This is a genomic window from Pseudomonas faucium, assembly GCF_021602585.1.
Lineage (GTDB): Bacteria > Pseudomonadota > Gammaproteobacteria > Pseudomonadales > Pseudomonadaceae > Aquipseudomonas > Aquipseudomonas faucium.
On the sequence record NZ_BQIP01000014.1, the window covers coordinates 1 to 21,606 of the forward strand.

At 58.5% G+C, this 21,606-nt stretch carries 34 protein-coding genes; 33 read left to right on the forward strand and 1 reads right to left on the reverse strand.

The features are described 5' to 3' along the window. The 31 genes from L6D75_RS16825 to bfr all read left to right on the forward strand — a co-directional run. Nucleotides 1–473, forward strand: a 473-nt coding sequence (locus tag L6D75_RS16825) for an EF-Tu C-terminal domain-related protein (protein WP_236193715.1), incomplete at its 5' end; no start/stop codon positions are given. Nucleotides 474–614: 141 nt separating this feature from the next. Beyond that, on the forward strand, nt 615–926 hold the full coding sequence (rpsJ, locus tag L6D75_RS16830; protein WP_003186070.1) for a 30S ribosomal protein S10: 312 nt from the start codon (nt 615–617) through the stop codon (nt 924–926). An 80-nt stretch (nt 927–1,006) separates the two neighbouring features. After that, nucleotides 1,007–1,642 (forward strand): 50S ribosomal protein L3, encoded by a 636-nt coding sequence (gene rplC, locus L6D75_RS16835; RefSeq protein ID WP_003257089.1) that lies wholly within the window; start codon nt 1,007–1,009, stop codon nt 1,640–1,642. Between the two features lie 12 nt (nt 1,643–1,654). Further along, on the forward strand, nt 1,655–2,257 hold the full coding sequence (gene rplD / locus L6D75_RS16840; RefSeq protein ID WP_003255485.1) for a 50S ribosomal protein L4: 603 nt from the start codon (nt 1,655–1,657) through the stop codon (nt 2,255–2,257). Further along, nucleotides 2,254–2,553 (forward strand): 50S ribosomal protein L23, encoded by a 300-nt coding sequence (rplW, locus tag L6D75_RS16845; RefSeq protein WP_003255484.1) that lies wholly within the window; start codon nt 2,254–2,256, stop codon nt 2,551–2,553. The genes rplD and rplW overlap by 4 nt, the downstream gene beginning before the upstream one ends. A gap of 14 nt (nt 2,554–2,567) precedes the next feature. Continuing rightward, nucleotides 2,568–3,392 (forward strand): 50S ribosomal protein L2, encoded by an 825-nt coding sequence (gene rplB, locus L6D75_RS16850; protein ID WP_016393391.1) that lies wholly within the window; start codon nt 2,568–2,570, stop codon nt 3,390–3,392. A gap of 16 nt (nt 3,393–3,408) precedes the next feature. Beyond that, nucleotides 3,409–3,684, forward strand: a complete 276-nt coding sequence (gene rpsS / locus L6D75_RS16855; RefSeq protein ID WP_003255482.1) for a 30S ribosomal protein S19 — start codon at nt 3,409–3,411, stop codon at nt 3,682–3,684. A gap of 11 nt (nt 3,685–3,695) precedes the next feature. Continuing rightward, entirely contained in the window at nt 3,696–4,028 is a 333-nt protein-coding gene (gene rplV / locus L6D75_RS16860) for a 50S ribosomal protein L22 (RefSeq protein ID WP_003103908.1), read from the forward strand. A 13-nt stretch (nt 4,029–4,041) separates the two neighbouring features. After that, on the forward strand, nt 4,042–4,728 hold the full coding sequence (rpsC, locus tag L6D75_RS16865) for a 30S ribosomal protein S3 (RefSeq protein WP_003255481.1): 687 nt from the start codon (nt 4,042–4,044) through the stop codon (nt 4,726–4,728). 12 nt (nt 4,729–4,740) lie between these two features. Further along, nucleotides 4,741–5,154: a 50S ribosomal protein L16 gene (gene rplP, locus L6D75_RS16870; protein ID WP_003255479.1), complete on the forward strand. Its 414-nt coding sequence runs from the start codon at nt 4,741–4,743 to the stop codon at nt 5,152–5,154. Continuing rightward, the gene (gene rpmC, locus L6D75_RS16875; RefSeq protein WP_002555481.1) at nt 5,154–5,345 is read left to right on the forward strand and encodes a 50S ribosomal protein L29; all 192 of its coding nucleotides are present in this window, start codon (nt 5,154–5,156) and stop codon (nt 5,343–5,345) included. The genes rplP and rpmC overlap by 1 nt, the downstream gene beginning before the upstream one ends. Before the next feature lie 2 nt (nt 5,346–5,347). Beyond that, nucleotides 5,348–5,614: a 30S ribosomal protein S17 gene (rpsQ, locus tag L6D75_RS16880; protein WP_008089812.1), complete on the forward strand. Its 267-nt coding sequence runs from the start codon at nt 5,348–5,350 to the stop codon at nt 5,612–5,614. 23 nt (nt 5,615–5,637) lie between these two features. Further along, nucleotides 5,638–6,006, forward strand: coding sequence for a 50S ribosomal protein L14 (gene rplN, locus L6D75_RS16885; RefSeq protein ID WP_008089810.1), 369 nt, complete (start codon nt 5,638–5,640; stop codon nt 6,004–6,006). A gap of 11 nt (nt 6,007–6,017) precedes the next feature. Continuing rightward, a complete protein-coding gene (gene rplX, locus L6D75_RS16890) occupies nt 6,018–6,332 on the forward strand; it encodes a 50S ribosomal protein L24 (protein ID WP_003255476.1) in 315 nt (104 codons plus the stop codon). A 20-nt stretch (nt 6,333–6,352) separates the two neighbouring features. Then, complete coding sequence (rplE, locus tag L6D75_RS16895) at nt 6,353–6,892, forward strand: 50S ribosomal protein L5 (RefSeq protein ID WP_012316517.1); 540 nt, start codon at nt 6,353–6,355, stop codon at nt 6,890–6,892. A gap of 13 nt (nt 6,893–6,905) precedes the next feature. After that, nucleotides 6,906–7,211 carry a 30S ribosomal protein S14 gene (gene rpsN, locus L6D75_RS16900; protein ID WP_012316516.1) on the forward strand — a complete coding sequence of 102 codons (306 nt, stop codon included), beginning with the start codon at nt 6,906–6,908 and terminating at the stop codon, nt 7,209–7,211. Between the two features lie 209 nt (nt 7,212–7,420). Then, on the forward strand, nt 7,421–7,813 hold the full coding sequence (gene rpsH, locus L6D75_RS16905; protein ID WP_008089805.1) for a 30S ribosomal protein S8: 393 nt from the start codon (nt 7,421–7,423) through the stop codon (nt 7,811–7,813). A gap of 12 nt (nt 7,814–7,825) precedes the next feature. Further along, entirely contained in the window at nt 7,826–8,359 is a 534-nt protein-coding gene (rplF, locus tag L6D75_RS16910; protein ID WP_009681972.1) for a 50S ribosomal protein L6, read from the forward strand. 10 nt (nt 8,360–8,369) lie between these two features. Then, on the forward strand, nt 8,370–8,720 hold the full coding sequence (gene rplR / locus L6D75_RS16915; RefSeq protein ID WP_008089801.1) for a 50S ribosomal protein L18: 351 nt from the start codon (nt 8,370–8,372) through the stop codon (nt 8,718–8,720). A gap of 3 nt (nt 8,721–8,723) precedes the next feature. Beyond that, nucleotides 8,724–9,224: a 30S ribosomal protein S5 gene (gene rpsE, locus L6D75_RS16920; RefSeq protein WP_003255465.1), complete on the forward strand. Its 501-nt coding sequence runs from the start codon at nt 8,724–8,726 to the stop codon at nt 9,222–9,224. 2 nt (nt 9,225–9,226) lie between these two features. After that, the gene (rpmD, locus tag L6D75_RS16925) at nt 9,227–9,403 is read left to right on the forward strand and encodes a 50S ribosomal protein L30 (RefSeq protein ID WP_008089798.1); all 177 of its coding nucleotides are present in this window, start codon (nt 9,227–9,229) and stop codon (nt 9,401–9,403) included. 3 nt (nt 9,404–9,406) lie between these two features. Continuing rightward, nucleotides 9,407–9,841, forward strand: coding sequence for a 50S ribosomal protein L15 (gene rplO / locus L6D75_RS16930; RefSeq protein ID WP_008089796.1), 435 nt, complete (start codon nt 9,407–9,409; stop codon nt 9,839–9,841). After that, complete coding sequence (gene secY / locus L6D75_RS16935) at nt 9,842–11,173, forward strand: preprotein translocase subunit SecY (RefSeq protein WP_003255459.1); 1,332 nt, start codon at nt 9,842–9,844, stop codon at nt 11,171–11,173. Between the two features lie 28 nt (nt 11,174–11,201). After that, nucleotides 11,202–11,318: a 50S ribosomal protein L36 gene (gene rpmJ / locus L6D75_RS16940; RefSeq protein ID WP_002555468.1), complete on the forward strand. Its 117-nt coding sequence runs from the start codon at nt 11,202–11,204 to the stop codon at nt 11,316–11,318. A 131-nt stretch (nt 11,319–11,449) separates the two neighbouring features. Further along, complete coding sequence (rpsM, locus tag L6D75_RS16945; RefSeq protein WP_003255457.1) at nt 11,450–11,806, forward strand: 30S ribosomal protein S13; 357 nt, start codon at nt 11,450–11,452, stop codon at nt 11,804–11,806. A gap of 18 nt (nt 11,807–11,824) precedes the next feature. Continuing rightward, nucleotides 11,825–12,214 (forward strand): 30S ribosomal protein S11, encoded by a 390-nt coding sequence (gene rpsK / locus L6D75_RS16950; protein ID WP_003255454.1) that lies wholly within the window; start codon nt 11,825–11,827, stop codon nt 12,212–12,214. A 15-nt stretch (nt 12,215–12,229) separates the two neighbouring features. Beyond that, nucleotides 12,230–12,850: a 30S ribosomal protein S4 gene (gene rpsD, locus L6D75_RS16955; RefSeq protein WP_008089778.1), complete on the forward strand. Its 621-nt coding sequence runs from the start codon at nt 12,230–12,232 to the stop codon at nt 12,848–12,850. 22 nt (nt 12,851–12,872) lie between these two features. Next, the gene (locus tag L6D75_RS16960) at nt 12,873–13,874 is read left to right on the forward strand and encodes a DNA-directed RNA polymerase subunit alpha (protein WP_003255452.1); all 1,002 of its coding nucleotides are present in this window, start codon (nt 12,873–12,875) and stop codon (nt 13,872–13,874) included. A 42-nt stretch (nt 13,875–13,916) separates the two neighbouring features. Next, nucleotides 13,917–14,303, forward strand: a complete 387-nt coding sequence (rplQ, locus tag L6D75_RS16965; protein WP_003255451.1) for a 50S ribosomal protein L17 — start codon at nt 13,917–13,919, stop codon at nt 14,301–14,303. A gap of 171 nt (nt 14,304–14,474) precedes the next feature. Continuing rightward, nucleotides 14,475–15,914, forward strand: a complete 1,440-nt coding sequence (locus tag L6D75_RS16970; RefSeq protein WP_176515235.1) for a catalase — start codon at nt 14,475–14,477, stop codon at nt 15,912–15,914. Nucleotides 15,915–16,078: 164 nt separating this feature from the next. Beyond that, complete coding sequence (gene bfr / locus L6D75_RS16975) at nt 16,079–16,543, forward strand: bacterioferritin (protein WP_012316512.1); 465 nt, start codon at nt 16,079–16,081, stop codon at nt 16,541–16,543. Nucleotides 16,544–16,613: 70 nt separating this feature from the next. Here the strand turns inward: bfr and uvrA are convergent, their stop codons facing one another. Further along, nucleotides 16,614–19,448, reverse strand: a complete 2,835-nt coding sequence (uvrA, locus tag L6D75_RS16980; RefSeq protein WP_176515237.1) for an excinuclease ABC subunit UvrA — start codon at nt 19,446–19,448, stop codon at nt 16,614–16,616. 129 nt (nt 19,449–19,577) lie between these two features. Between uvrA and L6D75_RS16985 the strand changes: the two genes are divergently transcribed. Both L6D75_RS16985 and L6D75_RS16990 read left to right on the forward strand, forming a co-directional pair. Next, complete coding sequence (locus tag L6D75_RS16985) at nt 19,578–20,972, forward strand: MFS transporter (RefSeq protein ID WP_176515238.1); 1,395 nt, start codon at nt 19,578–19,580, stop codon at nt 20,970–20,972. Between the two features lie 9 nt (nt 20,973–20,981). Beyond that, entirely contained in the window at nt 20,982–21,533 is a 552-nt protein-coding gene (locus tag L6D75_RS16990) for a single-stranded DNA-binding protein (protein ID WP_176515240.1), read from the forward strand. Nucleotides 21,534–21,606 lie beyond the last annotated feature (73 nt).

Here is a 21,606-nt window from a genome sequence, read left to right on the forward strand (position 1 = left end):
GCGTTCAGGATCCGCTGGAAATCGTTGGTCTGCGTGACACCACCACCACCACCTGCACCGGCGTTGAGATGTTCCGCAAGCTGCTGGACGAAGGTCGTGCTGGCGAGAACTGCGGCGTGCTGCTGCGCGGCACCAAGCGTGACGACGTTGAGCGTGGCCAGGTTCTGGTCAAGCCAGGTTCGGTCAAGCCGCACACCAAGTTCACCGCAGAAGTCTACGTCCTGTCGAAGGAAGAAGGCGGCCGTCACACTCCGTTCTTCAAAGGCTACCGTCCTCAGTTCTACTTCCGTACCACTGACGTGACCGGTAACTGCGAACTGCCGGAAGGCGTTGAAATGGTAATGCCAGGTGACAACATTCAGATGACTGTCACCCTGATCAAGACCATCGCAATGGAAGACGGTCTGCGCTTCGCTATCCGTGAAGGCGGTCGTACCGTCGGCGCCGGCGTCGTAGCCAAAATCATCGAGTAATCACTCGACCGATTGAAAAAACCCCCGCTCAGCGGGGGTTTTTTTTATTGGGTTGACACTAAATTGGGGCGTCTATAGAATCACGCCTCCTTTTAGCGGGCGTAGTGCGTCCGTTGGGAACAGCCTGGAGTCTGAAATCCAATGCAAAATCAGCAAATCCGTATCAGGTTGAAGGCTTTCGACCATCGCCTGATCGACCAATCCACCCAGGAAATCGTGGAAACCGCGAAACGTACTGGTGCACAAGTGCGTGGTCCTATTCCACTGCCTACCCGCAAAGAGCGTTTCACCGTTCTGGTCTCCCCGCACGTCAACAAAGACGCGCGTGACCAGTACGAGATTCGCACTCATAAGCGTGTTCTGGACATCGTCCAGCCAACGGATAAAACCGTTGACGCGCTGATGAAGCTTGATCTGGCGGCAGGTGTGGAAGTACAGATCAGCCTCGGCTAAGACTTCGGTCTAGTCGTGTAACGCTCTGAAATGGGCGGCCATAGCGGGTGAAAGCCCCGTACACTCATGAGGTTTACAACATGACTATTGGTGTAATCGGTCGCAAATGCGGTATGACCCGCATTTTCACCGAAGAAGGTGTCTCCATTCCGGTCACGGTCATTGAGATCGAGCCGAATCGCGTCACCCAGTTCAAAACTGAAGAAACCGATGGCTACCGTGCAGTGCAAGTCACTGTCGGCGAGCGTCGTGCTTCGCGTGTGACTGCCGCTCAGGCAGGCCACTTCGCCAAGGCCAACGTTGCCGCTGGTCGCGGTGTCTGGGAGTTCCGTCTTGAAGAAGGCGATTTCCAGGCTGGCGATCTGATCAAAGCTGAACTCTTCACTGCAGGCCAGCTGGTAGACGTAACCGGTCAGTCCAAAGGTAAAGGCTTTGCCGGTACCATCAAGCGCTGGAACTTCCGTGGCCAGGACAACACCCACGGTAACTCCGTGTCGCACCGTGTCCCAGGTTCCATCGGCCAGTGCCAGACTCCTGGTCGTGTGTTCAAGGGCAAGAAAATGTCCGGTCACATGGGCGCCGAGCGCGTGACTGTTCAGTCCCTGGAAGTAGTTCGCGTAGACGCTGAACGCAACCTGCTGCTGGTCAAGGGTGCCGTTCCTGGCGCTACTGGCGGCGACGTGGTTGTACGTCCAGCTGTCAAGGCTCGCGGTTAAGGGGAAACTGACATGCAACTTAATGTAAATGACGCTCAGGCGATCGAAGTTTCCGAACTGACCTTCGGTGGCGAATTCAACGAGACGCTGGTACACCAAGCAGTCGTGGCCTACATGGCCGGCGGCCGTCAGGGCACCAAGCAGCAGAAGACCCGTTCCGACGTGGCTGGTGGCGGTAAGCGCCCATGGCGTCAGAAGGGTACTGGCCGTGCTCGTGCTGGTACCACTCGTGGTCCGATCTGGCGTGGCGGTGGTGTAACCTTCGCAGCTCGCCCTCAAGATCACTCGCAGAAGCTCAACAAGAAGATGTACCGCGCAGCCCTGCGCTCCATCCTCGCTGAGCTGGTGCGTAGCGACCGTCTGGTCGTGGTTCAGGACTTCGCTGTTGAAGCGCCGAAAACCAAAGATCTGCTGAACAAGCTGAACGGCATGGGTCTGAGCGATGTTCTCATCGTTTCCGACGCTGTTGATCAGAACCTGTACCTGGCTGCTCGTAACCTGCCGCACGTCGACGTACGTGACGTACAAGGTTCCGACCCGGTCAGTCTGATCGCATACGAGAAAGTGTTGATCACTGTCTCGGCCGTGAAGAAATTCGAGGAGCTGCTGGGATGAACCAGGAACGCGTATTCAAAGTCCTCCTTGGCCCGCACGTTTCCGAGAAGGCTACCGTTCTGGCTGAGAAAAAAGGCCAGTTCGTATTCAAGGTTGCTACTGACGCAACCAAGCTGGAAATCAAGAAAGCTGTCGAAGGCCTGTTCAACGTAAAAGTTGAAAACGTGTCGACTGTTAACGTTCTGGGTAAAACCAAGCGTACCGCACGTGGTCTGGGCAAGCGTAATGACTGGAAGAAGGCGATCGTCTCCCTTCAGCCAGGCCAAGATCTCGATTTCAGCAGCAGTGCTGAGTAAGGAAGGGGTGCATCATGGCAATCGTTAAATGCAAACCGACTTCCCCTGGCCGCCGTTTCGTGGTCAAGGTGGTCAACAAGGAGCTGCACAAAGGCGCTCCTCACGCACCGCTGCTCGAGAAGAAATCGAAGTCTGGTGGTCGTAACAACAATGGCCGCATTACCACTCGTCACGTTGGTGGTGGTCATAAGCAGCATTACCGTCTGGTCGACTTCCGTCGCAACGACAAAGATGGCATCCCAGCCACTGTCGAGCGTATCGAATACGATCCAAACCGTACTGCTCACATCGCCCTGCTGTGCTACGCAGACGGTGAGCGTCGCTACATCATCGCCCCTAAAGGCGTGAGCGCTGGCGACCAGCTGATCGCAGGTGCCCTGGCCCCAATCAAGGCCGGTAACTCCCTGCAACTGCGCAACATCCCAGTAGGTAGCACCATTCACGGCATCGAACTGAAGCCGGGTAAAGGTGCTCAGATCGCTCGTTCCGCTGGCGCTTCGGCTCAGCTGATCGCTCGTGACGGCGTATACGTGACCCTGCGTCTGCGCTCCGGTGAGATGCGTAAAGTACTGGCTGAGTGCCGTGCGACCCTGGGCGAAGTCTCGAACTCCGAGCACAGCCTGCGTTCGCTGGGTAAAGCGGGTGCCAAACGCTGGCGCGGCGTTCGCCCAACCGTTCGTGGTGTTGCCATGAACCCGGTTGACCACCCACATGGTGGTGGTGAAGGTCGTACCTCCGGTGGTCGTCATCCGGTATCGCCATGGGGCTTCCCAACCAAGGGTGCTAAAACCCGCGGTAATAAGCGTACCGACAACATGATCGTCCGTCGTCGCAAGTAACTAGAGGGATACGACAGTGCCACGTTCTCTGAAAAAAGGTCCTTTTATCGATCTTCACCTGTTGAAGAAGGTCGAAGTGGCGGTGGAGAAGAACGATCGCAAGCCAGTTAAAACCTGGTCGCGTCGTTCGATGATCCTGCCACAAATGGTCGGTCTGACCATCGCGGTTCACAACGGTCGCCAGCATGTCCCAGTTCTCGTGAACGAAGACATGGTCGGCCACAAACTGGGCGAGTTCGCCGGTACCCGCACCTATCGCGGGCACGTGGCTGACAAGAAAGCCAAGCGTTAAGGGGTAAGGAAATGGAAGTAGCCGCTAAGTTGTCGGGCGCTCGCATCTCCGCCCAGAAAGCCCGCTTGGTCGCCGACCAGATCCGCGGGAAGAAGGTGGGCGAAGCGCTCAACCTGTTGGCCTTCAGCAGCAAAAAAGCCGCTGAAATCATGAAGAAAGTCCTCGAGTCGGCCGTTGCCAACGCCGAACACAACGAAGGCGCAGACGTTGATGACCTGAAGGTCTCCACCGTCTTCGTCAACGAAGGGCGTTCGCTGAAGCGCATCATGCCACGTGCCAAAGGCCGTGCTGATCGCATCGTCAAGCGGTCTTGCCATATCACTGTCAAGGTTGCGGACAAGTAACGGAGTCGATCAGATGGGTCAGAAAGTACATCCCACTGGCATTCGCCTGGGAATCGTCAAGGAGCACACCTCCGTCTGGTACGCAGACGGTGCTACTTACGCAGATTACCTGTTGAAGGATCTGAAAACGCGTGAGTACCTCCAAGACAAACTAAAAAGCGCGTCCGTAAGCCGTATCGATATTCATCGTCCGGCTCAAACTGCACGCATCACCATCCACACCGCTCGTCCCGGTATCGTTATCGGCAAGAAAGGTGAAGATGTTGAGAAGCTGCGTCAGGACCTGACCAAGCAGATGGGTGTGCCTGTGCACATCAACATCGAAGAGATCCGCAAGCCGGAACTCGACGCTATGCTGGTTGCGCAGAGCGTAGCTCAGCAGCTGGAACGCCGCGTAATGTTCCGTCGCGCCATGAAGCGCGCCGTACAGAACGCCATGCGTATTGGTGCCAAGGGCATCAAGATCCAGGTGAGCGGTCGTCTCGGCGGTGCTGAGATTGCTCGTACCGAGTGGTATCGCGAAGGTCGTGTGCCTCTGCACACCCTGCGTGCCGATATCGACTACAACACCTACGAAGCTCACACCACTTACGGTGTGATCGGTGTGAAGGTTTGGATCTTCAAAGGCGAAGTTATTGGTGGTCGCCAAGAAGAACTGAAACCACAAGCACCAGCGCCTCGTAAAAAAGCTGCTAAGTAAGGGGTACGCCAAATGTTGCAACCAAAGCGTACAAAATTCCGCAAGCAGATGACTGGCCACAACCGTGGTCTGGCACTGCGCGGTAGCAAAGTCAGCTTCGGCGAATTCGCCCTGAAAGCTGTTGCTCGCGGTCGCCTCACCGCTCGCCAGATCGAGTCCGCACGTCGTGCGCTGACCCGTCACGTAAAACGTGGCGGCAAGATCTGGATCCGTGTGTTCCCGGACAAGCCGATCTCCAAGAAGCCTCTCGAGGTTCGTATGGGTAAAGGTAAGGGTTCCGTGGAATACTGGGTTGCCCAGATCCAGCCAGGCAAAGTCCTGTACGAGATCGAGGGTGTTTCTGAAGAGCTGGCGCGCGAAGCTTTCGCCCTGGCTGCTGCAAAGCTGCCTCTCGCCACCTCCTTTGTTAAGCGGACGGTGATGTGATGAAAGCGAATGAACTTCGTGAAAAATCTGCACAGCAACTGAATGAGCAACTGCTCGGCTTGCTGCGCGACCAGTTCAATCTGCGTATGCAGAAAGCAACTGGCCAGTTGGGTCAGTCGCACCTGCTCTCGCAAGTTAAGCGTGACATCGCTCGCGTGAAAACTGTGCTCAACCAGCAGGCAGGTAAGTGATCATGGCTGAAGCTGAAAAAACCGTCCGTACGCTGACTGGCCGTGTCGTCAGCGACAAAATGGACAAGACCATCACCGTTCTGATCGAGCGTCGCGTAAAGCACCCGATCTACGGTAAATACGTTAAGCGTTCGACTAAGCTGCACGCGCACGACGAATCCAACCAGTGCAAGATCGGCGACAAGGTTTCCATCCGTGAAACCCGTCCGCTGGCCAAGACCAAGTCCTGGGCACTGGTTGAAGTCCTCGAACGCGCTGTTGAAGTCTAAGGGCTAGGGGTCGGAGAAATTTTATGATTCAGACTCAATCCATGCTCGATGTGGCCGATAACAGCGGCGCTCGTCGCGTCATGTGCATCAAGGTGCTCGGCGGTTCCCACCGCCGTTACGCCGGCATCGGTGACATCATCAAGGTAACCGTCAAGGAAGCAATTCCGCGCGGTAAGGTCAAAAAAGGCCAAGTGATGACCGCTGTTGTCGTCCGTACCCGTCACGGTGTACGTCGCGCTGACGGTTCCATCATTCGTTTCGACGGCAACGCTGCTGTTCTGCTGAACACCAAGCAAGAGCCGATCGGCACTCGCATCTTCGGGCCAGTGACCCGTGAACTTCGTACTGAGAAGTTCATGAAGATCGTCTCGCTCGCCCCTGAAGTGCTGTAAGGAGATCCGACATGCAAAAGATTCGTCGTGACGACGAGATCATCGTGATCGCCGGCAAAGACAAAGGTAAGCGCGGTAAGGTGCTGAAGGTTCTCGCTGATGACCGTCTGGTCATCGGTGGTGTGAACCTGGTCAAGCGTCATACCAAGCCTAACCCGATGGCGGGCGTTCAGGGCGGTATCGTCGAAAAAGAAGCGCCTCTGCACGCTTCCAACGTTGCCATCTTCAACGGCGAAACCAACAAGGCTGACCGCGTTGGTTTCAAAGTAGAAGACGGTAAGAAAATTCGTGTCTTCAAGTCGACCCAAAAAGCGGTTGATGCTTGAACACTGCTAGGTAGAAGACCATGGCACGACTGAAAGAGATTTACCGGAACGAAATCGCTCCTAAGCTTAAGGAAGAACTTAAGCTGTCGAACGTGATGGAAGTTCCGCGCGTTACCAAGATCACCCTGAACATGGGTCTGGGCGAAGCGATCGGCGACAAGAAAGTCATCGAGCACGCTGTTGCCGACCTGGAAAAGATCACCGGTCAAAAGCCGGTTGTGACTTTCGCTCGTAAATCCATCGCGGGCTTCAAAGTCCGTGAAGGATGGCCGATCGGCGTCAAGGTGACCCTGCGTCGCGAGAAAATGTACGAATTCCTGGACCGCCTGCTGGCGATCTCCCTGCCTCGGGTTCGCGACTTCCGCGGCCTGAATGCCAAGTCCTTCGATGGTCGTGGCAACTACAGCATGGGCGTGAAAGAGCAGATCATCTTCCCGGAAATCGATTACGACAAGATCGATGCTCTGCGCGGTTTGGACATCACCCTGACCACCACTGCTCGTTCGGACGACGAAGGCCGCGCTCTGCTGCGTGCTTTCAAGTTCCCGTTCCGCAACTGATTGGAGTAGGAAAATGGCCAAGAAGAGCATGAAAAACCGCGAGCTGAAGCGTCAGCTCACGGTAGCCAAGTTCGCCAAAAAGCGTGCTGAGCTGAAAGCGACCATCGTCAACCTGAACGCCTCTCCAGAAGAGCGTTTCGCTGCCGTTGTCGCTCTGCAGAAGCAGCCACGTGATGCCAGCGCTGCGCGCCTGCGCAACCGTTGCCGCCTGACCGGTCGTCCTCACGGTGTATACCGTAAGTTCGGCCTGGGCCGTAACATGCTGCGTCAAGCTGCAATGCGTGGCGACGTACCAGGTCTGGTCAAGGCCTCCTGGTAATCGCTGCAGGTGTGATCCCGACGGACGGGGAGCAATCTTCCGACCGTCGGTGACCTCGCCAACAAACAAGCCCCTATATGGGGCTTGTTTCGTTTCTGCCTTGTGTCTAGAATGACCGGCTCACCCGAGCCTGGGTTTTTTACCCTGCCCGTTCGGGTGGTTGTGATAGCCGCAAGGCTAATAATTCTTGTATCAGGAGCATCTAGCCCATGAGTATGCAGGACCCGTTAGCGGACATGCTAACTCGCATCCGTAATGCCCAGATGGCTGAAAAGTCCGTCGTAAGCATGCCTTCCTCCACCCTGAAGGTCGCGGTTGCCAAAGTTCTGAAAGACGAAGGTTACATCGCTGGCTACCAGGTTACTGGTGAGGCCAAGCCGTCCCTGTCGATCGAACTCAAGTACTTCGAAGGCCGTCCGGTCATCGAGGAACTGAAGCGTTCCAGCCGTCCTGGCCTGCGCCAGTACAAGTCCGTCACAGACCTGCCGAAAGTTCGTGGCGGCCTGGGCGTGTCTATCGTCTCCACCAACAAAGGTGTGATGACTGACCGCGCTGCGCGCGCTGCCGGTGTCGGCGGCGAAGTTCTGTGCACAGTGTTCTAAGGGGAGATAGGCATGTCTCGCGTCGCTAAGAACCCCGTTAAGCTGCCAGCAGGCGTCGAAGTCAAATTCGCCGGCCAGCAGCTTTCGGTGAAGGGTGCCAAAGGCACTCTCGAACTGAACGTTCACTCGTCTGTTGAAGTTACCGAAGAGTCCGGCGAACTGCGTTTCGTCGCTCGCAACGGTGACCAGCAAGCTCGCGCCATGGCCGGTACTACCCGTGCTCTGGTCAACAACATGGTCCAAGGCGTAAGCCAAGGCTTCGAGCGCAAGCTCCAGCTGGTCGGTGTTGGTTACAAGGCACAGGCAAAAGGCACCGTCCTGAACCTGGCTCTGGGCTTCTCGCATCCAGTGGACTACGAACTGCCAGCCGGTATCACCGCTGAAACTCCTAGCCAGACCGACATCCTGATCAAGGGTATCGACAAGCAGCTGGTAGGTCAGGTGGCCGCTGAAATCCGCGACTTCCGTCCGCCAGAGCCGTACAAAGGCAAAGGTGTGCGTTACGCGGACGAAGTAGTCCGTCGTAAAGAAGCCAAGAAGAAGTAGGGCCTAGCAAATGACCGACAAAAAAGTTACTCGACTGCGTCGCGCTCGCAAAGCACGTCTCAAGATGCACGAACTCGAAGTCGTGCGCCTGTGCGTGTTCCGCTCCTCGCAGCACATCTATGCCCAGGTCATTTCGGCCGACGGCAGCAAGGTTCTGGCAAGCGCCTCGACCTTGGACAAAGACCTGCGTGATGGCGCCACTGGCAACATCGACGCGGCCACTAAGGTTGGCAAGCTGGTAGCTGAGCGCGCGAAAGCCGCCGGTGTATCTCAAGTTGCCTTTGACCGTTCCGGCTTCAAGTACCATGGCCGCGTCAAAGCGCTGGCTGATGCTGCTCGTGAAGGCGGGCTGGAGTTCTAAGTTATGGCAAATAACGATCAAAAGCGCGACGAAGGCTACATCGAGAAGCTGGTTCAAGTTAACCGCGTAGCCAAAACCGTTAAAGGCGGCCGTATCTTCACCTTCACCGCGCTGACCGTGGTGGGTGATGGCAAGGGTCGCGTTGGTTTCGGCCGTGGCAAATCGCGCGAAGTACCTGCTGCGATCCAGAAAGCCATGGAAGCTGCTCGTCGCAACATGATCCAGGTTGACCTGAAAGGCACCACCCTGCAGTACGCCACCAAGGCCGCCCACGGCGCCTCGAAGGTTTACATGCAGCCTGCCTCGGAAGGTACCGGTATCATCGCCGGCGGCGCCATGCGTGCTGTCCTGGAAGTTGCTGGTGTTCAGAACGTCCTGGCCAAGTGCTACGGTTCGACCAACCCAGTGAACGTGGTTTACGCCACCTTCAAGGGTCTGAAAGCCATGCAATCTCCTGAGTCCATTGCTGCCAAGCGCGGCAAGAGCGTTGAGGAGATCTTCTGATCATGGCTACCGTAAAAGTAACGCTGATCAAGAGCGTCTCGGGCCGTATCCCTAACCACAAACTGTGCGTTAAGGGTCTGGGTCTGCGTCGCATCGGTCACACTGTAGAAGTCCAGGATACTCCCGAGAACCGCGGGATGATCAACAAGGCTTACTACATGCTGCGCGTCGAGGGTTAATCGATGAAACTCAATGATCTGAGTCCAGCGCCGGGTTCCCGTCGCGAAAAGCATCGTCCGGGTCGTGGTATCGGTAGCGGTCTGGGTAAGACCGGCGGCCGTGGCCACAAAGGTCAGACCTCCCGTTCGGGTGGTTCGATCGCTCCGGGCTTCGAAGGCGGTCAACAGCCGCTGCACCGTCGCCTGCCGAAGTTCGGCTTCGTTTCCCTGAAAGCCATGGACCGCGCAGAAGTGCGTCTGTCCGAGCTGGCCAAAGTGGAAGGCGACGTGATCTCCGTGCAATCCTTGAAGGATGCCAACGTGATCAACCAGAACGTACAGCGTGTGAAAATCATGCTGTCTGGCGAAGTCACTCGCGCAGTCACCATCAAGGGCATCGCAGCCACCAAGGGTGCGCGTGCGGCTATCGAAGCAGCTGGCGGCAAGTTCGAGGAATAAATGGCTAAGCAAGGTGCTCTCTCTTCGCTCGGTAAGGGCGGGATGTCGGAACTCTGGGCTCGTCTGCGCTTTCTGTTCATGGCGATCATCGTCTATCGGATAGGTGCGCATATCCCGGTTCCCGGCATCAATCCGGACCGTCTGGCGGATCTGTTTCGGCAGAATGAGGGGACCATTCTTAGCTTGTTCAACATGTTTTCCGGTGGCGCGCTCGAGCGCATGAGCATCTTTGCACTGGGGATCATGCCGTACATCTCGGCATCGATCATCATGCAGCTGATGACGGCGGTCAGCCCGCAACTGGAGCAGTTGAAGAAGGAAGGTGAAGCTGGCCGTCGCAAGATCAGCCAGTACACCCGCTACGGCACCGTTATCCTGGCACTGGTTCAAGCCATTGGCATGTCCATTGGCTTGGCCAACCAGGGCGTGGCGTTTTCTGCGGGCCTGGGCTTCCATGTCGTTGCCGTCTCCACGTTCGTGGCAGGCGCGATGTTCATGATGTGGCTGGGCGAGCAGATCACCGAGCGCGGTGTGGGCAACGGTATCTCGATGTTGATCTTCGCAGGTATCGTTGCCGGTCTTCCGAGAGCAATCGGGCAGTCTTTCGAGTCTGCACGCACAGGCGATATCAATATTTTCGCCCTGGTCGCAATCGGTTTGCTGGCAGTAGCGATCATCGGTTTCGTGGTGTTCATTGAGCGTGGTCAGCGTCGTATCGCCGTTCACTACGCCAAGCGTCAGCAGGGCCGCAAGGTCTTCGCTGCGCAGACCAGCCACTTGCCGCTGAAGGTGAACATGGCGGGGGTTATCCCGGCCATTTTCGCGAGCAGCATCTTGCTGTTCCCGGCTTCGCTGGGTGCCTGGTTCGGTCAGTCCGAAGGTATGGGCTGGCTGCAGGACATCTCGCAGTCGATCGCTCCTGGTCAGCCGTTGAACATTCTGCTGTTTAGTGCAGGGATCATTTTCTTCTGCTTCTTCTACACAGCGCTGATGTTCAACCCGAAAGACGTAGCGGAAAACCTGAAGAAGTCCGGTGCCTTTATTCCGGGTATCCGTCCTGGTGAGCAGTCGGCGCGCTACATTGATGGCGTTCTGACCCGTTTGACCATGTTCGGTGCTCTTTACATGATGGCCGTCTGCCTTCTGCCCCAGTTCCTGGTGGTGGCAGCAAATGTGCCGTTCTACCTTGGCGGGACCTCGTTGCTGATTGTGGTAGTGGTTGTGATGGACTTCATGTCCCAAGTACAATCGCACCTCGTTTCGCACCAGTACGAATCCCTGATGAAGAAAGCCAACCTGAAAGGCTACGGTGGCAGCGGTCTGCTGCGCTGATACGCCCCTAAGGTTCGAGGAGTCGGTAATGAAAGTTCGTGCATCGGTGAAAAAGCTGTGCCGTAACTGCAAGATCATCCGTCGCGAAGGCGTCGTACGAGTGATCTGCAGCGCGGAACCGCGTCACAAACAGCGCCAAGGCTGAGTGTGATCTGCGCTTCAAACCCAGCAGCTAGTGTGCTGCTGGGTTGATTATTCGTTTCTACAGCGATATTATCTCGCGCCCTATTTCTTGGCTTCCGGGGCGTAGGTAGCTGTCAATTGGAGTCCCACTGAATGGCCCGTATTGCAGGCGTCAACATTCCAGATAACAAGCATACTGTTATCTCGCTGACCTACATCTATGGTGTCGGTCGCACAACTGCACAGAAGATTTGTGCAGACGCTGGTGTCAACCCAGCCGCAAAGATCAAGGATCTGAGCGACGAGCAAATCGAAACCCTGCGTGGCGAAGTCGCGAAGTTCACCACTGAAGGTGACCTGCGTCGTGACATCAACATGAAGATCAAGCGCTTGATGGACCTGGGTTGCTACCGCGGCCTGCGCCATCGTAAAGGTCTGCCGGTTCGCGGTCAGCGCACCAAGACCAACGCACGCACCCGTAAGGGCCCGCGTAAGCCGATCCGCAAGTAATCGCCCAGGAATATAGACATGGCAAAACCTGCTGCTCGTCCTCGTAAGAAAGTCAAAAAGACAGTGGTTGATGGCATCGCCCACATCCACGCTTCTTTCAACAACACCATCGTGACCATCACCGACCGTCAGGGCAATGCTTTGTCCTGGGCGACCTCCGGTGGTTCGGGTTTCCGTGGTTCGCGCAAATCCACCCCGTTCGCAGCCCAGATCGCTGCTGAGCGTGCTGGTCAAGCTGCGCTGGAATACGGTCTGAAGAACCTCGACGTTAACGTCAAGGGTCCAGGTCCAGGTCGTGAGTCCGCCGTTCGTGCACTGAACAGCTGTGGCTACAAGATCGCCAGCATCACCGACGTGACGCCAATCCCGCACAACGGGTGCCGTCCGCCGAAGAAGCGCCGCGTGTAATCAGGAGACAGAAGAATGGCACGTTACATTGGTCCAAAATGCAAACTGTCTCGTCGTGAAGGCACCGATCTGTTCCTGAAGAGCGGCGTTCGCGCTCTGGAATCGAAGTGCAACATCGAAGCAGCCCCAGGTATCCACGGCCAGCGCCGTGGCCGTCAGTCCGACTACGGTACCCAGCTGCGCGAGAAACAAAAAGTCCGTCGTATCTACGGTGTTCTGGAGCGTCAGTTCCGCGGTTACTACCAAGCTGCTGCCTCGAAAAAAGGCGCAACCGGTGAGAACCTGCTGCAACTGCTCGAGTGCCGTCTGGATAACGTCGTTTACCGTATGGGCTTCGGCTCGACTCGTTCCGAGTCCCGTCAGCTGGTTTCGCACAAAGCGATCAGCGTCAACGGTAAGACTGTAAACATTCCATCCTACCAAGTTCGTCCGGGTGACGTGGTCGCGGTTCGCGAGAAGTCGTCGAACCAGCTGCGCATTGTTCAAGCCCTTGAACTGTGCGCCCAGCGTGGCCGCGTTGAGTGGGTAGACGTAGATGCTGCTAAAAAGTCGGGCGTTTTCAAGAACGTTCCTGCTCGCGGCGACCTGTCTGCCGACATCAACGAAAACCTGATTGTCGAGCTCTACTCCAAGTAAGGGCTAGAAAATAGGTGCATCCATGCAGATTTCGGTAAATGAGTTCCTGACTCCCCGCCACATTGATGTGCAGGTAGTCAGTCCGACCCGCGCCAAGATTACGCTCGAGCCTCTCGAGCGTGGTTTCGGCCATACCCTGGGCAACGCGCTGCGCCGCATCCTGTTGTCCTCCATGCCTGGCTGTGCAGTAGTCGAGGCCGAGATCGATGGCGTACTCCATGAGTACTCCGCGATCGAAGGTGTACAGGAAGACGTCATTGAAATCCTGTTGAACCTGAAAGGCCTGGCTATCAAGCTGCACGGTCGTGACGAAGTTACGCTGACCTTGTCGAAAAAGGGTTCGGGGGTGGTTACCGCTGCCGATATTCAGCTGGATCACGATGTCGAGATCGTCAACCCCGATCACGTAATCGCGAACCTGGCGTCGAATGGCGCCCTGAACATGAAGCTCACTGTAGCTCGTGGTCGCGGTTACGAGCCGGCCGACTCCCGTCAAACCGACGAAGACGAAAGCCGTAGCATTGGCCGTCTGCAGTTGGACGCTTCGTTCAGCCCGGTGCGTCGTATCGCCTATGTGGTCGAAAACGCCCGTGTTGAACAGCGTACCAACTTGGACAAGCTGGTCATTGATCTGGAAACCAACGGCACCCTGGATCCTGAAGAGGCTATCCGCCGCGCTGCGACCATCCTGCAACAGCAGCTGGCCGCGTTCGTCGACCTCAAAGGTGACAGCGAGCCTGTCGTAGTCGAGCAGGAAGACGAGATCGATCCGATCCTGCTGCGTCCGGTTGACGACCTGGAACTGACTGTACGTTCGGCCAACTGCCTCAAGGCGGAGAACATCTACTACATCGGCGACCTGATTCAGCGTACCGAAGTAGAGCTGTTGAAGACTCCTAACCTGGGCAAGAAGTCCCTGACTGAAATCAAGGACGTCCTGGCCTCTCGTGGTCTGTCTCTCGGCATGCGCCTCGACAACTGGCCGCCTGCAAGTCTTAAGAAAGACGACAAGGCGACCGCCTGATCGTCGTAATCACCGAACGTAGTGTTTGGTAAGGAATGAATCATGCGTCATCGTAAAAGTGGACGTCACCTGAGCCGTACCAGCTCTCACCGCAAGGCTATGTTCCAGAACATGGCAGTGTCGTTGATCGAGCACGAGCTGATCAAAACCACCCTGCCGAAAGCCAAGGAACTGCGCCGCGTTGCCGAGCCGCTGATCACCCTGGCCAAGGAAGACAGCGTTGCTAACCGTCGTCTGGCCTTCGACCGTACCCGTTCGAAGTCCGCTGTTGGCAAACTGTTCAACGACCTGGGCAAGCGTTACGCCACCCGTCAGGGCGGCTACCTGCGCATCCTGAAGTGCGGTTTCCGCGCTGGCGACAACGCGCCTATGGCGTACGTCGAGCTGGTTGATCGTCCGGTCGGCGGTGCTGTAGAAGCTGCTGAGTAAGACGTTCTGTCTGCTACAAAGAACCGGGCCTAGTGCCCGGTTTTTTGTGCGCGTATGTATTGTTTGTTTCTATTGATGCAAGTCAATCAATGAATTTGTTTGTGTAACCTTGCTCGACGATACTCCTCTTCAAGCCGATAGCCGGCACCTGAAGACCGATAAGGAGAGCCCATGAGCAAGATACTCACCACCGCCAGCGGTGCACCTGTAGCTGACAACCAGAACTCCCGTTCCGCCGGCCCTCGCGGCCCGCTGCTGCTCGACGACTTTCACCTGATCGAGAAACTCGCGCACTTCAACCGCGAGAACATCCCCGAGCGCCGTGTGCACGCCAAGGGTTCAGGTGCCTACGGAAGCTTCACCGTCACCCGCGACATTAGCGAATACACGAGCGCCAAGCTGTTCGAGCAGATTGGCAAGCAGACCGAAACCTTCCTGCGCTTCTCCACCGTGGGTGGCGAACGCGGTTCGGCAGACACCGAGCGCGACCCGCGCGGCTTCGCCGTGAAGTTCTACACCGAGGAAGGCAACTGGGACATCGTTGGCAACAACACTCCAGTGTTCTTCATCCGTGACCCGCTCAAATTCCCTGACTTTATCCACACCCAGAAGCGTCACCCGCAAAGCAACCTGAAAAATGCCCAGATGATGTGGGACTTCTGGTCGCACTCCCCCGAGGCGCTGCACCAGGTCACCATCCTGTTCTCTGATCGGGGTATTCCGGATGGCTACCGCCACATGCACGGCTTTGGCAGCCACACCTACAGCCTGATCAACGCACAGGGCGAACGCACCTGGGTCAAGTGGCACTTCAAGACCCAGCAAGGCATCAAGAACCTGGCTCCGGCCGAGGCTGCGCGCCTGGCAGGTACTGACCCGGACTACGCTCAGCGCGACCTGTTCGAAGCCATCGAGCGCGGTGACTTCCCGCGCTGGACCGTGTGCATCCAGGTCATGAGCGAAGCCGAAGCGGCCAGCCGCAACGAGAACCCGTTCGACGTGACCAAGACCTGGTCGCAGAAGGACTACCCGCTGATCGAAGTGGGTGTGCTGGAGCTCAACCGCAACCCGCTCAACTACTTCGCCGAAGTCGAGCAAGCTGCATTCGGCCCGAGCAACATGGTGCCCGGTGTCGGCCTGTCGCCTGACCGCATGCTGCAAGGCCGTGTATTCGCCTATGCCGATGCGCACCGCTACCGCGTGGGTACCAACCACCAGCAACTGCCCGTCAACGCCCCGCGTTGCCCGGTCAACAGCTACCAGCGAGACGGTTCAATGGCGGCCGGCAGCTACGGCAGCGCGCCTAACTACGAGCCCAACAGCTTCGCCGATGCGCCGAAGCAGTCGCCGCGCCACGCCGAGCCCGCCTTGGCGCTCAACGGTTCGGCCGACCGCTACGACCACCGCGAGGATGATGACTACTACAGCCATGCCGGCGCACTGTTCCGCCTGATGAGCGATGAGCAGAAAGCACTGTTGATCAGCAACATCGCAGGCACCATGGCCGGCGTCAGCGAAGATGTGATCCAGCGGCAGCTGCAGTACTTCTTCATGGCCGACCCGGCCTATGGCGAAGGCATCGCCAAGGCGTTGGGGTTGAATCTCGCCTAAGTCGAAGTGATAAGAAGAACCGCCCTCATTTGGGCGGTTTTTCAATGAATATCACTACTGTTTAACCGATTTTTTGCTTCTAATTGCGCGTTTTTCAGTGACCGCGACGAAAACCTGGTTCACACTATGCGGTATTGAAGTTATTCACAGGGAGAAGCAGGGCGATGCAAGGTCACCCGGACGTAATCAACTACCTCGTCACGTTGCTGAAGGGCGAACTGGCAGCACGCGACCAGTACTTCATTCACTCGCGCATGTATGAAGACTGGGGCCTGTCCAAGCTCTACGAGCGTATCAACCACGAGATGGAAGAAGAGACGCAGCACGCCGATGCACTGATGCGCCGTATCCTGATGCTCGAAGGCACCCCGGACATGCGTGCAGATGACCTCGAAGTGGGCAGCACCGTACCGGAAATGATCGAGGCCGACCTCAAGCTCGAGTACAAGGTACGCGCCGCGCTGTGCAAAGGCATCGAACTGTGCGAACTGCACAAGGACTACATCAGCCGCGACATCCTGCGCGCGCAATTGGCCGATACCGAAGAAGATCACACCTACTGGCTGGAAAAGCAGCAGGGCCTGATCAAGGCCATCGGCCTGGAAAACTACCTGCAGTCGCAGATGTAAGTTATCCACACGCAATAAAAAAAGCCCCTGGCACCGTCGGTACCAGGGGCTTTTTTTATCCACAGGCCAATCAGGCCCGGTCACGCTCCAGCAATGGCTTGAGGTAATGCCCGGTGTAGGACTGCTTCATCTTGGTCAGCTCCTCCGGCGTGCCGCTGGCAATGATCTGCCCACCTTTGGAACCACCCTCCGGCCCCAGGTCCACCAGCCAGTCGGCGGTCTTGATCACGTCCAGGTTGTGCTCGATGACCACCACCGTGTTGCCGTGGTCGCGCAGGCGATGCAGCACGTCGAGCAGTTGCTGGATGTCGGCGAAGTGCAGGCCGGTGGTGGGTTCGTCGAGGATGTACAGGGTCTTGCCGGTGTCGCGCTTGGACAGCTCGCGAGACAGCTTGACCCGCTGCGCCTCACCACCCGACAGGGTGGTCGCCGACTGCCCCAGCTTGATGTACGACAGGCCCACGTCCATCAGGGTCTGCAGCTTGCGCGCCAGGGCCGGCACCGCGTCGAAGAACTCGCGGGCATCCTCGATGGTCATTTCCAGCACCTCGTGGATGTTCTTGCCCTTGTACTTGATCTCCAGGGTTTCGCGGTTGTAGCGCTTGCTCTTGCACACGTCGCACGGCACGTAGATGTCCGGCAGGAAGTGCATCTCGACCTTGATCAGGCCATCGCCCTGGCACGCCTCGCAGCGGCCACCCTTGACGTTGAAGGAGAAACGCCCTGGGCCATAGCCACGGGAGCGCGACTCCGGCACGCCGGAGAACAGTTCGCGGATCGGCGTGAAGATGCCGGTGTAGGTGGCGGGGTTCGAGCGCGGCGTGCGGCCGATCGGGCTCTGGTCGATATCGACCACCTTGTCCAGGTGCTGCAGGCCGTCCATGCTGCTGTGCGGCGCGGCTTCCAGGCTGCTTGCACCGTTCAGCGCGGTGGCGGCGAGCGGGAACAAGGTGTTGTTGATCAGCGTCGACTTGCCCGAGCCGGACACGCCGGTCACGCAGGTGAGCAGGCCGATCGGGATCTCCAGGTCGACGTTCTGCAGGTTGTTGCCCCGCGCGCCCTTGAGCTTGAGCTGCAGCTTCTTGTCACGCGGGGTGCGCTTGGCCGGCACGACGATCTTCTTGCGCCCGGACAGGTACTTGCCGGTCAGCGAGTCCGGGTGGTCCATGACCTCCTGCGGCGTGCCCTCGGCCACGATCTGGCCACCGTGCACACCGGCGCCCGGGCCGATGTCGACAACGTAGTCGGCCAGGCGGATGGCGTCCTCGTCGTGCTCGACCACGATCACCGTGTTGCCCAGGTCGCGCAGGTGGTTGAGGGTGGCCAGCAAGCGGTCGTTGTCCCGTTGATGAAGACCGATGGACGGTTCATCGAGGATGTACATCACCCCCACCAGGCCCGCGCCAATCTGGCTGGCCAGGCGGATACGCTGGGCTTCACCACCCGAAAGGGTGTCGGCGCTGCGGTCGAGGGTGAGGTAGTCGAGGCCGACGTTGACCAAAAACTGCAGGCGTTCGCAGATTTCCTTGAGGATCTTCGCGGCGATCTCGCCACGCCGGCCGGTCAGGGTCAGCTCACCGAAATAGCTGCTGGCTTCGCCGATCGGCAGGTTGGTGACCGCCGGCAGGGTCTTCTCGCCCACCCACACGTGCCGCGCCTCACGGCGCAGGCGGGTGCCGCGGCAGTCGGGGCAGGGCTGGGTGCCAAGGAACTTGGCCAGCTCCTCGCGCACGGTGGCCGACTCGGTCTCGCGGTAGCGCCGCTCCAGGTTCGGGACGATGCCCTCGAACGGGTGCGAGCGCTTGACGATGTCGCCGCGGTCGTTGAGGTACTTGAAGTCGACGCTCTGCTTGCCGCTGCCCTGCAGGATCACCTTCTGGTGCTCGGCTGACAGCTCGCCGAACGGCTCCTCCAGGCTGAAGCCATAGTGCGCCGCGAGCGAGCCAAGCATCTGGAAGTAATAGACGTTGCGCCGGTCCCAGCCGCGGATCGCGCCTTCGGCCAGGGTCAGCTCGCTGTTGACCAGGCGCTTGGTGTCGAAGAACTGCTTCACCCCCAGGCCATCACAGGTCGGGCAGGCGCCGGCCGGGTTGTTGAAGGAGAACAGCTTGGGCTCCAGCTCGCTGATCGCATGGCCGCAGATCGGGCAGGCGAAGCGCGCGGAGAAGATCGTCTCTTCGCCTTCTTCGTCGTCCATCGGCGCCACCAGGGCGATGCCGTCGGCCAGTTTGAGCGCGGTCTCGAACGATTCGGCCAGGCGCTGCTGCAAATCGGCGCGCACCTTGAAGCGGTCTACCACCACGTCGATGCTGTGCTTTTTCTGCTTGTCCAGCTTGGGCAGTTCGTCCAGCTCGTAGAGCTTGCCGTTGACCCGCGCCCGCACGAAGCCCTGGGCGCGCAGTTCGTCGAACACCGCCAGGTGCTCGCCCTTGCGCTCGCGGATGACCGGCGCCAGCAGCATCAGCTTGCTGCCTTCCGGGCGCTCCAGCACCAGGTCGACCATCTGGCTGATCGTTTGCGCTTCCAGCGGAATGTCGTGGTCCGGGCAGCGCGGCGTGCCGACGCGGGCATACAGCAGGCGCAGGTAGTCGTAGATCTCGGTGATGGTGCCGACCGTCGAGCGCGGGTTGTGCGAGGTCGACTTCTGCTCGATGGAAATGGCCGGCGACAAGCCTTCGATGGTGTCGACGTCGGGCTTTTCCATCATCGACAGGAACTGCCGGGCATAGGCCGACAGCGACTCCACATAGCGTCGCTGGCCTTCGGCGTACAGCGTGTCGAACGCCAGCGACGATTTGCCGGACCCGGACAGGCCGGTGATCACGATCAACTTGTCGCGCGGCAGGGTCAGGTCGATGTTCTTAAGGTTGTGGGTACGTGCCCCACGAATCAGGATCTTGTCCACTGCGGCCTCGCTCGGCGGGCATAAACAAGGAAGTATACGGCGCGCTGCCAGTACGCGGCAAAGCGTCGCGTAGATGCCGTCAAGCTGTCGGACTGATAGAATCGCCGCCGGTTCACACGAGGTTAATCCATGCACGACACCCACAACGAGCGCATGAGTGGCAGCGAAACCCGCGCCGCTGGCGGCCTGGCCCTGGTCTTTGCCTTTCGTATGCTGGGCATGTTCATGGTCTTGCCGGTGCTGGCCACCTACGGCATGGACCTGGCCGGCGCCAGCCCTGCACTGATCGGCCTGGCCATTGGCGCCTATGGCCTGACCCAGGCAGTATTGCAGATCCCGTTCGGGATGATTTCCGACCGCATCGGCCGTCGCCCGGTCATCTACCTGGGGCTGGTGATCTTTGCCCTGGGCAGCGTGCTGGCGGCCCAGGCCGATTCCATCTGGGGCGTGATCGCCGGGCGTGTCCTGCAGGGCGCCGGGGCGATCTCCGCGGCAGTCATGGCACTGCTTTCCGACCTGACCCGCGAACAGCACCGAACCAAGGCCATGGCCATGATCGGCATGAGCATCGGCCTGTCGTTCGCGGTGGCGATGGTGGTCGGCCCATTGCTGACGCGGGCATTCGGCTTGTCAGGATTGTTCCTTGCCACTGCAGGACTTGCCCTAGTCGGCATCGCCCTGATCGCCTTCGTCGTGCCCAACACGCACAGCACCCTGCAGCACCGCGAATCGGGCGTGGCGCGCCAGGCCCTAGGCCCGACCCTGCGCCACCCGGACCTTCTGCGCCTGGATGTGGGTATCTTCATCCTCCACGCCATCCTCATGGCCAGCTTCGTCGCGCTGCCACTGGCGTTCGTCGAGCGCGGCGGCCTGCCCAAGGAGCAGCACTGGTGGGTGTACCTGACCGCGCTGTTCATCTCATTTTTTGCAATGGTCCCCTTCATCATCTACGGCGAAAAAAAGCGCAAGATGAAACGTGTGTTGGCCGGTGCGGTCAGTGTGCTGCTACTGACGGAGATATACTTCTGGGAGTGGGCTGACGGTTTGCGCGGACTGGTGATTGGCACCGTGGTATTCTTTACCGCATTCAACCTGCTGGAGGCATCGCTGCCTTCGCTGGTGAGCAAGGTGTCACCTGCCGGTGGCAAGGGCACGGCGATGGGGGTGTACTCCACCAGCCAGTTCCTCGGCGCCGCGCTGGGCGGAATTCTCGGTGGCTGGTTGTTCCAGCATGGCGGGCTGAGCACCGTGTTCCTCGGTTGCGCGGTGTTGTGTGCCATCTGGTTGGTCGTGGCCTTGCGCATGAACGAGCCGCCGTATGTGACCAGCCTGCGCATGCCGCTGACGCCTGAAGCCGTCCGGGAAGCCGGGCTGGTCGAACGACTGATGGCTGTGCCGGGTGTGACCGACGCTGTGGTGGTGGCAGAAGAGGCCGCCATCTATATCAAACTGGATACGAAAATTTTGGACCGTGCGACCCTCGAGCGTCTGGTAAACCCAGCCTCTTCGGCGTGCGAAGCCTAGGAGAACGTTATGGCCCGTGGGGTTAACAAAGTCATTCTGGTCGGCACCTGTGGCCAGGATCCCGAAGTCCGCTACCTGCCCAACGGTAACGCCGTGACCAACCTGAGCCTGGCTACCAGCGAGCAGTGGACCGACAAGCAGTCGGGCCAGAAGGTCGAGCGTACCGAGTGGCACCGTGTGTCGATGTTCGGCAAGGTTGCCGAAATCGCCGGCGAATACCTGCGCAAGGGTTCGCAGGTGTACATCGAAGGCAAGCTGCAGACCCGCGAGTGGGAAAAAGACGGCATCAAGCGCTACACCACCGAAATCATCGTCGACATGCAGGGCACCATGCAGCTGCTCGGCGGCCGTCCGCAGAACCAGCAAGGTGGCGGCGACCAGTACAACCAGGGTGGTGGCAACAACTACAACCAGGGTGGCCAGCAGCAACAGTACAACCAGGCCCCTCAGCGCCAGCAGGCCCCGCGCCCGCAACAGGCCCAGCAGCGCCCAGCGCCGCAGCAGCCTGCGCCACAGCCGGCGGCTGACTTCGACAGCTTCGATGACGACATTCCGTTCTGATTCAGCGCGAAGCCTGTAGTAAAAAAGCCCAAGGCGATTGCCTTGGGCTTTTTTTATGGCGCAGGGCTAAGCC

Coding starts and splice junctions, on each gene's coding strand:
- rpsJ (WP_003186070.1), top strand. CDS start 615: ATGCAAAATCAGCAAATCCGTATCAGGTTGAAGGCTTTCGACCATCGC.
- rplC (WP_003257089.1), top strand. CDS start 1,007: ATGACTATTGGTGTAATCGGTCGCAAATGCGGTATGACCCGCATTTTC.
- rplD (WP_003255485.1), top strand. CDS start 1,655: ATGCAACTTAATGTAAATGACGCTCAGGCGATCGAAGTTTCCGAACTG.
- rplW (WP_003255484.1), top strand. CDS start 2,254: ATGAACCAGGAACGCGTATTCAAAGTCCTCCTTGGCCCGCACGTTTCC.
- rplB (WP_016393391.1), top strand. CDS start 2,568: ATGGCAATCGTTAAATGCAAACCGACTTCCCCTGGCCGCCGTTTCGTG.
- rplV (WP_003103908.1), top strand. CDS start 3,696: ATGGAAGTAGCCGCTAAGTTGTCGGGCGCTCGCATCTCCGCCCAGAAA.
- rpsC (WP_003255481.1), top strand. CDS start 4,042: ATGGGTCAGAAAGTACATCCCACTGGCATTCGCCTGGGAATCGTCAAG.
- rplP (WP_003255479.1), top strand. CDS start 4,741: ATGTTGCAACCAAAGCGTACAAAATTCCGCAAGCAGATGACTGGCCAC.
- rpmC (WP_002555481.1), top strand. CDS start 5,154: ATGAAAGCGAATGAACTTCGTGAAAAATCTGCACAGCAACTGAATGAG.
- rpsQ (WP_008089812.1), top strand. CDS start 5,348: ATGGCTGAAGCTGAAAAAACCGTCCGTACGCTGACTGGCCGTGTCGTC.
- rplN (WP_008089810.1), top strand. CDS start 5,638: ATGATTCAGACTCAATCCATGCTCGATGTGGCCGATAACAGCGGCGCT.
- rplX (WP_003255476.1), top strand. CDS start 6,018: ATGCAAAAGATTCGTCGTGACGACGAGATCATCGTGATCGCCGGCAAA.
- rplE (WP_012316517.1), top strand. CDS start 6,353: ATGGCACGACTGAAAGAGATTTACCGGAACGAAATCGCTCCTAAGCTT.
- rpsN (WP_012316516.1), top strand. CDS start 6,906: ATGGCCAAGAAGAGCATGAAAAACCGCGAGCTGAAGCGTCAGCTCACG.
- rpsH (WP_008089805.1), top strand. CDS start 7,421: ATGAGTATGCAGGACCCGTTAGCGGACATGCTAACTCGCATCCGTAAT.
- rplF (WP_009681972.1), top strand. CDS start 7,826: ATGTCTCGCGTCGCTAAGAACCCCGTTAAGCTGCCAGCAGGCGTCGAA.
- rplR (WP_008089801.1), top strand. CDS start 8,370: ATGACCGACAAAAAAGTTACTCGACTGCGTCGCGCTCGCAAAGCACGT.
- rpsE (WP_003255465.1), top strand. CDS start 8,724: ATGGCAAATAACGATCAAAAGCGCGACGAAGGCTACATCGAGAAGCTG.
- rpmD (WP_008089798.1), top strand. CDS start 9,227: ATGGCTACCGTAAAAGTAACGCTGATCAAGAGCGTCTCGGGCCGTATC.
- rplO (WP_008089796.1), top strand. CDS start 9,407: ATGAAACTCAATGATCTGAGTCCAGCGCCGGGTTCCCGTCGCGAAAAG.
- secY (WP_003255459.1), top strand. CDS start 9,842: ATGGCTAAGCAAGGTGCTCTCTCTTCGCTCGGTAAGGGCGGGATGTCG.
- rpmJ (WP_002555468.1), top strand. CDS start 11,202: ATGAAAGTTCGTGCATCGGTGAAAAAGCTGTGCCGTAACTGCAAGATC.
- rpsM (WP_003255457.1), top strand. CDS start 11,450: ATGGCCCGTATTGCAGGCGTCAACATTCCAGATAACAAGCATACTGTT.
- rpsK (WP_003255454.1), top strand. CDS start 11,825: ATGGCAAAACCTGCTGCTCGTCCTCGTAAGAAAGTCAAAAAGACAGTG.
- rpsD (WP_008089778.1), top strand. CDS start 12,230: ATGGCACGTTACATTGGTCCAAAATGCAAACTGTCTCGTCGTGAAGGC.
- L6D75_RS16960 (WP_003255452.1), top strand. CDS start 12,873: ATGCAGATTTCGGTAAATGAGTTCCTGACTCCCCGCCACATTGATGTG.
- rplQ (WP_003255451.1), top strand. CDS start 13,917: ATGCGTCATCGTAAAAGTGGACGTCACCTGAGCCGTACCAGCTCTCAC.
- L6D75_RS16970 (WP_176515235.1), top strand. CDS start 14,475: ATGAGCAAGATACTCACCACCGCCAGCGGTGCACCTGTAGCTGACAAC.
- bfr (WP_012316512.1), top strand. CDS start 16,079: ATGCAAGGTCACCCGGACGTAATCAACTACCTCGTCACGTTGCTGAAG.
- L6D75_RS16985 (WP_176515238.1), top strand. CDS start 19,578: ATGCACGACACCCACAACGAGCGCATGAGTGGCAGCGAAACCCGCGCC.
- L6D75_RS16990 (WP_176515240.1), top strand. CDS start 20,982: ATGGCCCGTGGGGTTAACAAAGTCATTCTGGTCGGCACCTGTGGCCAG.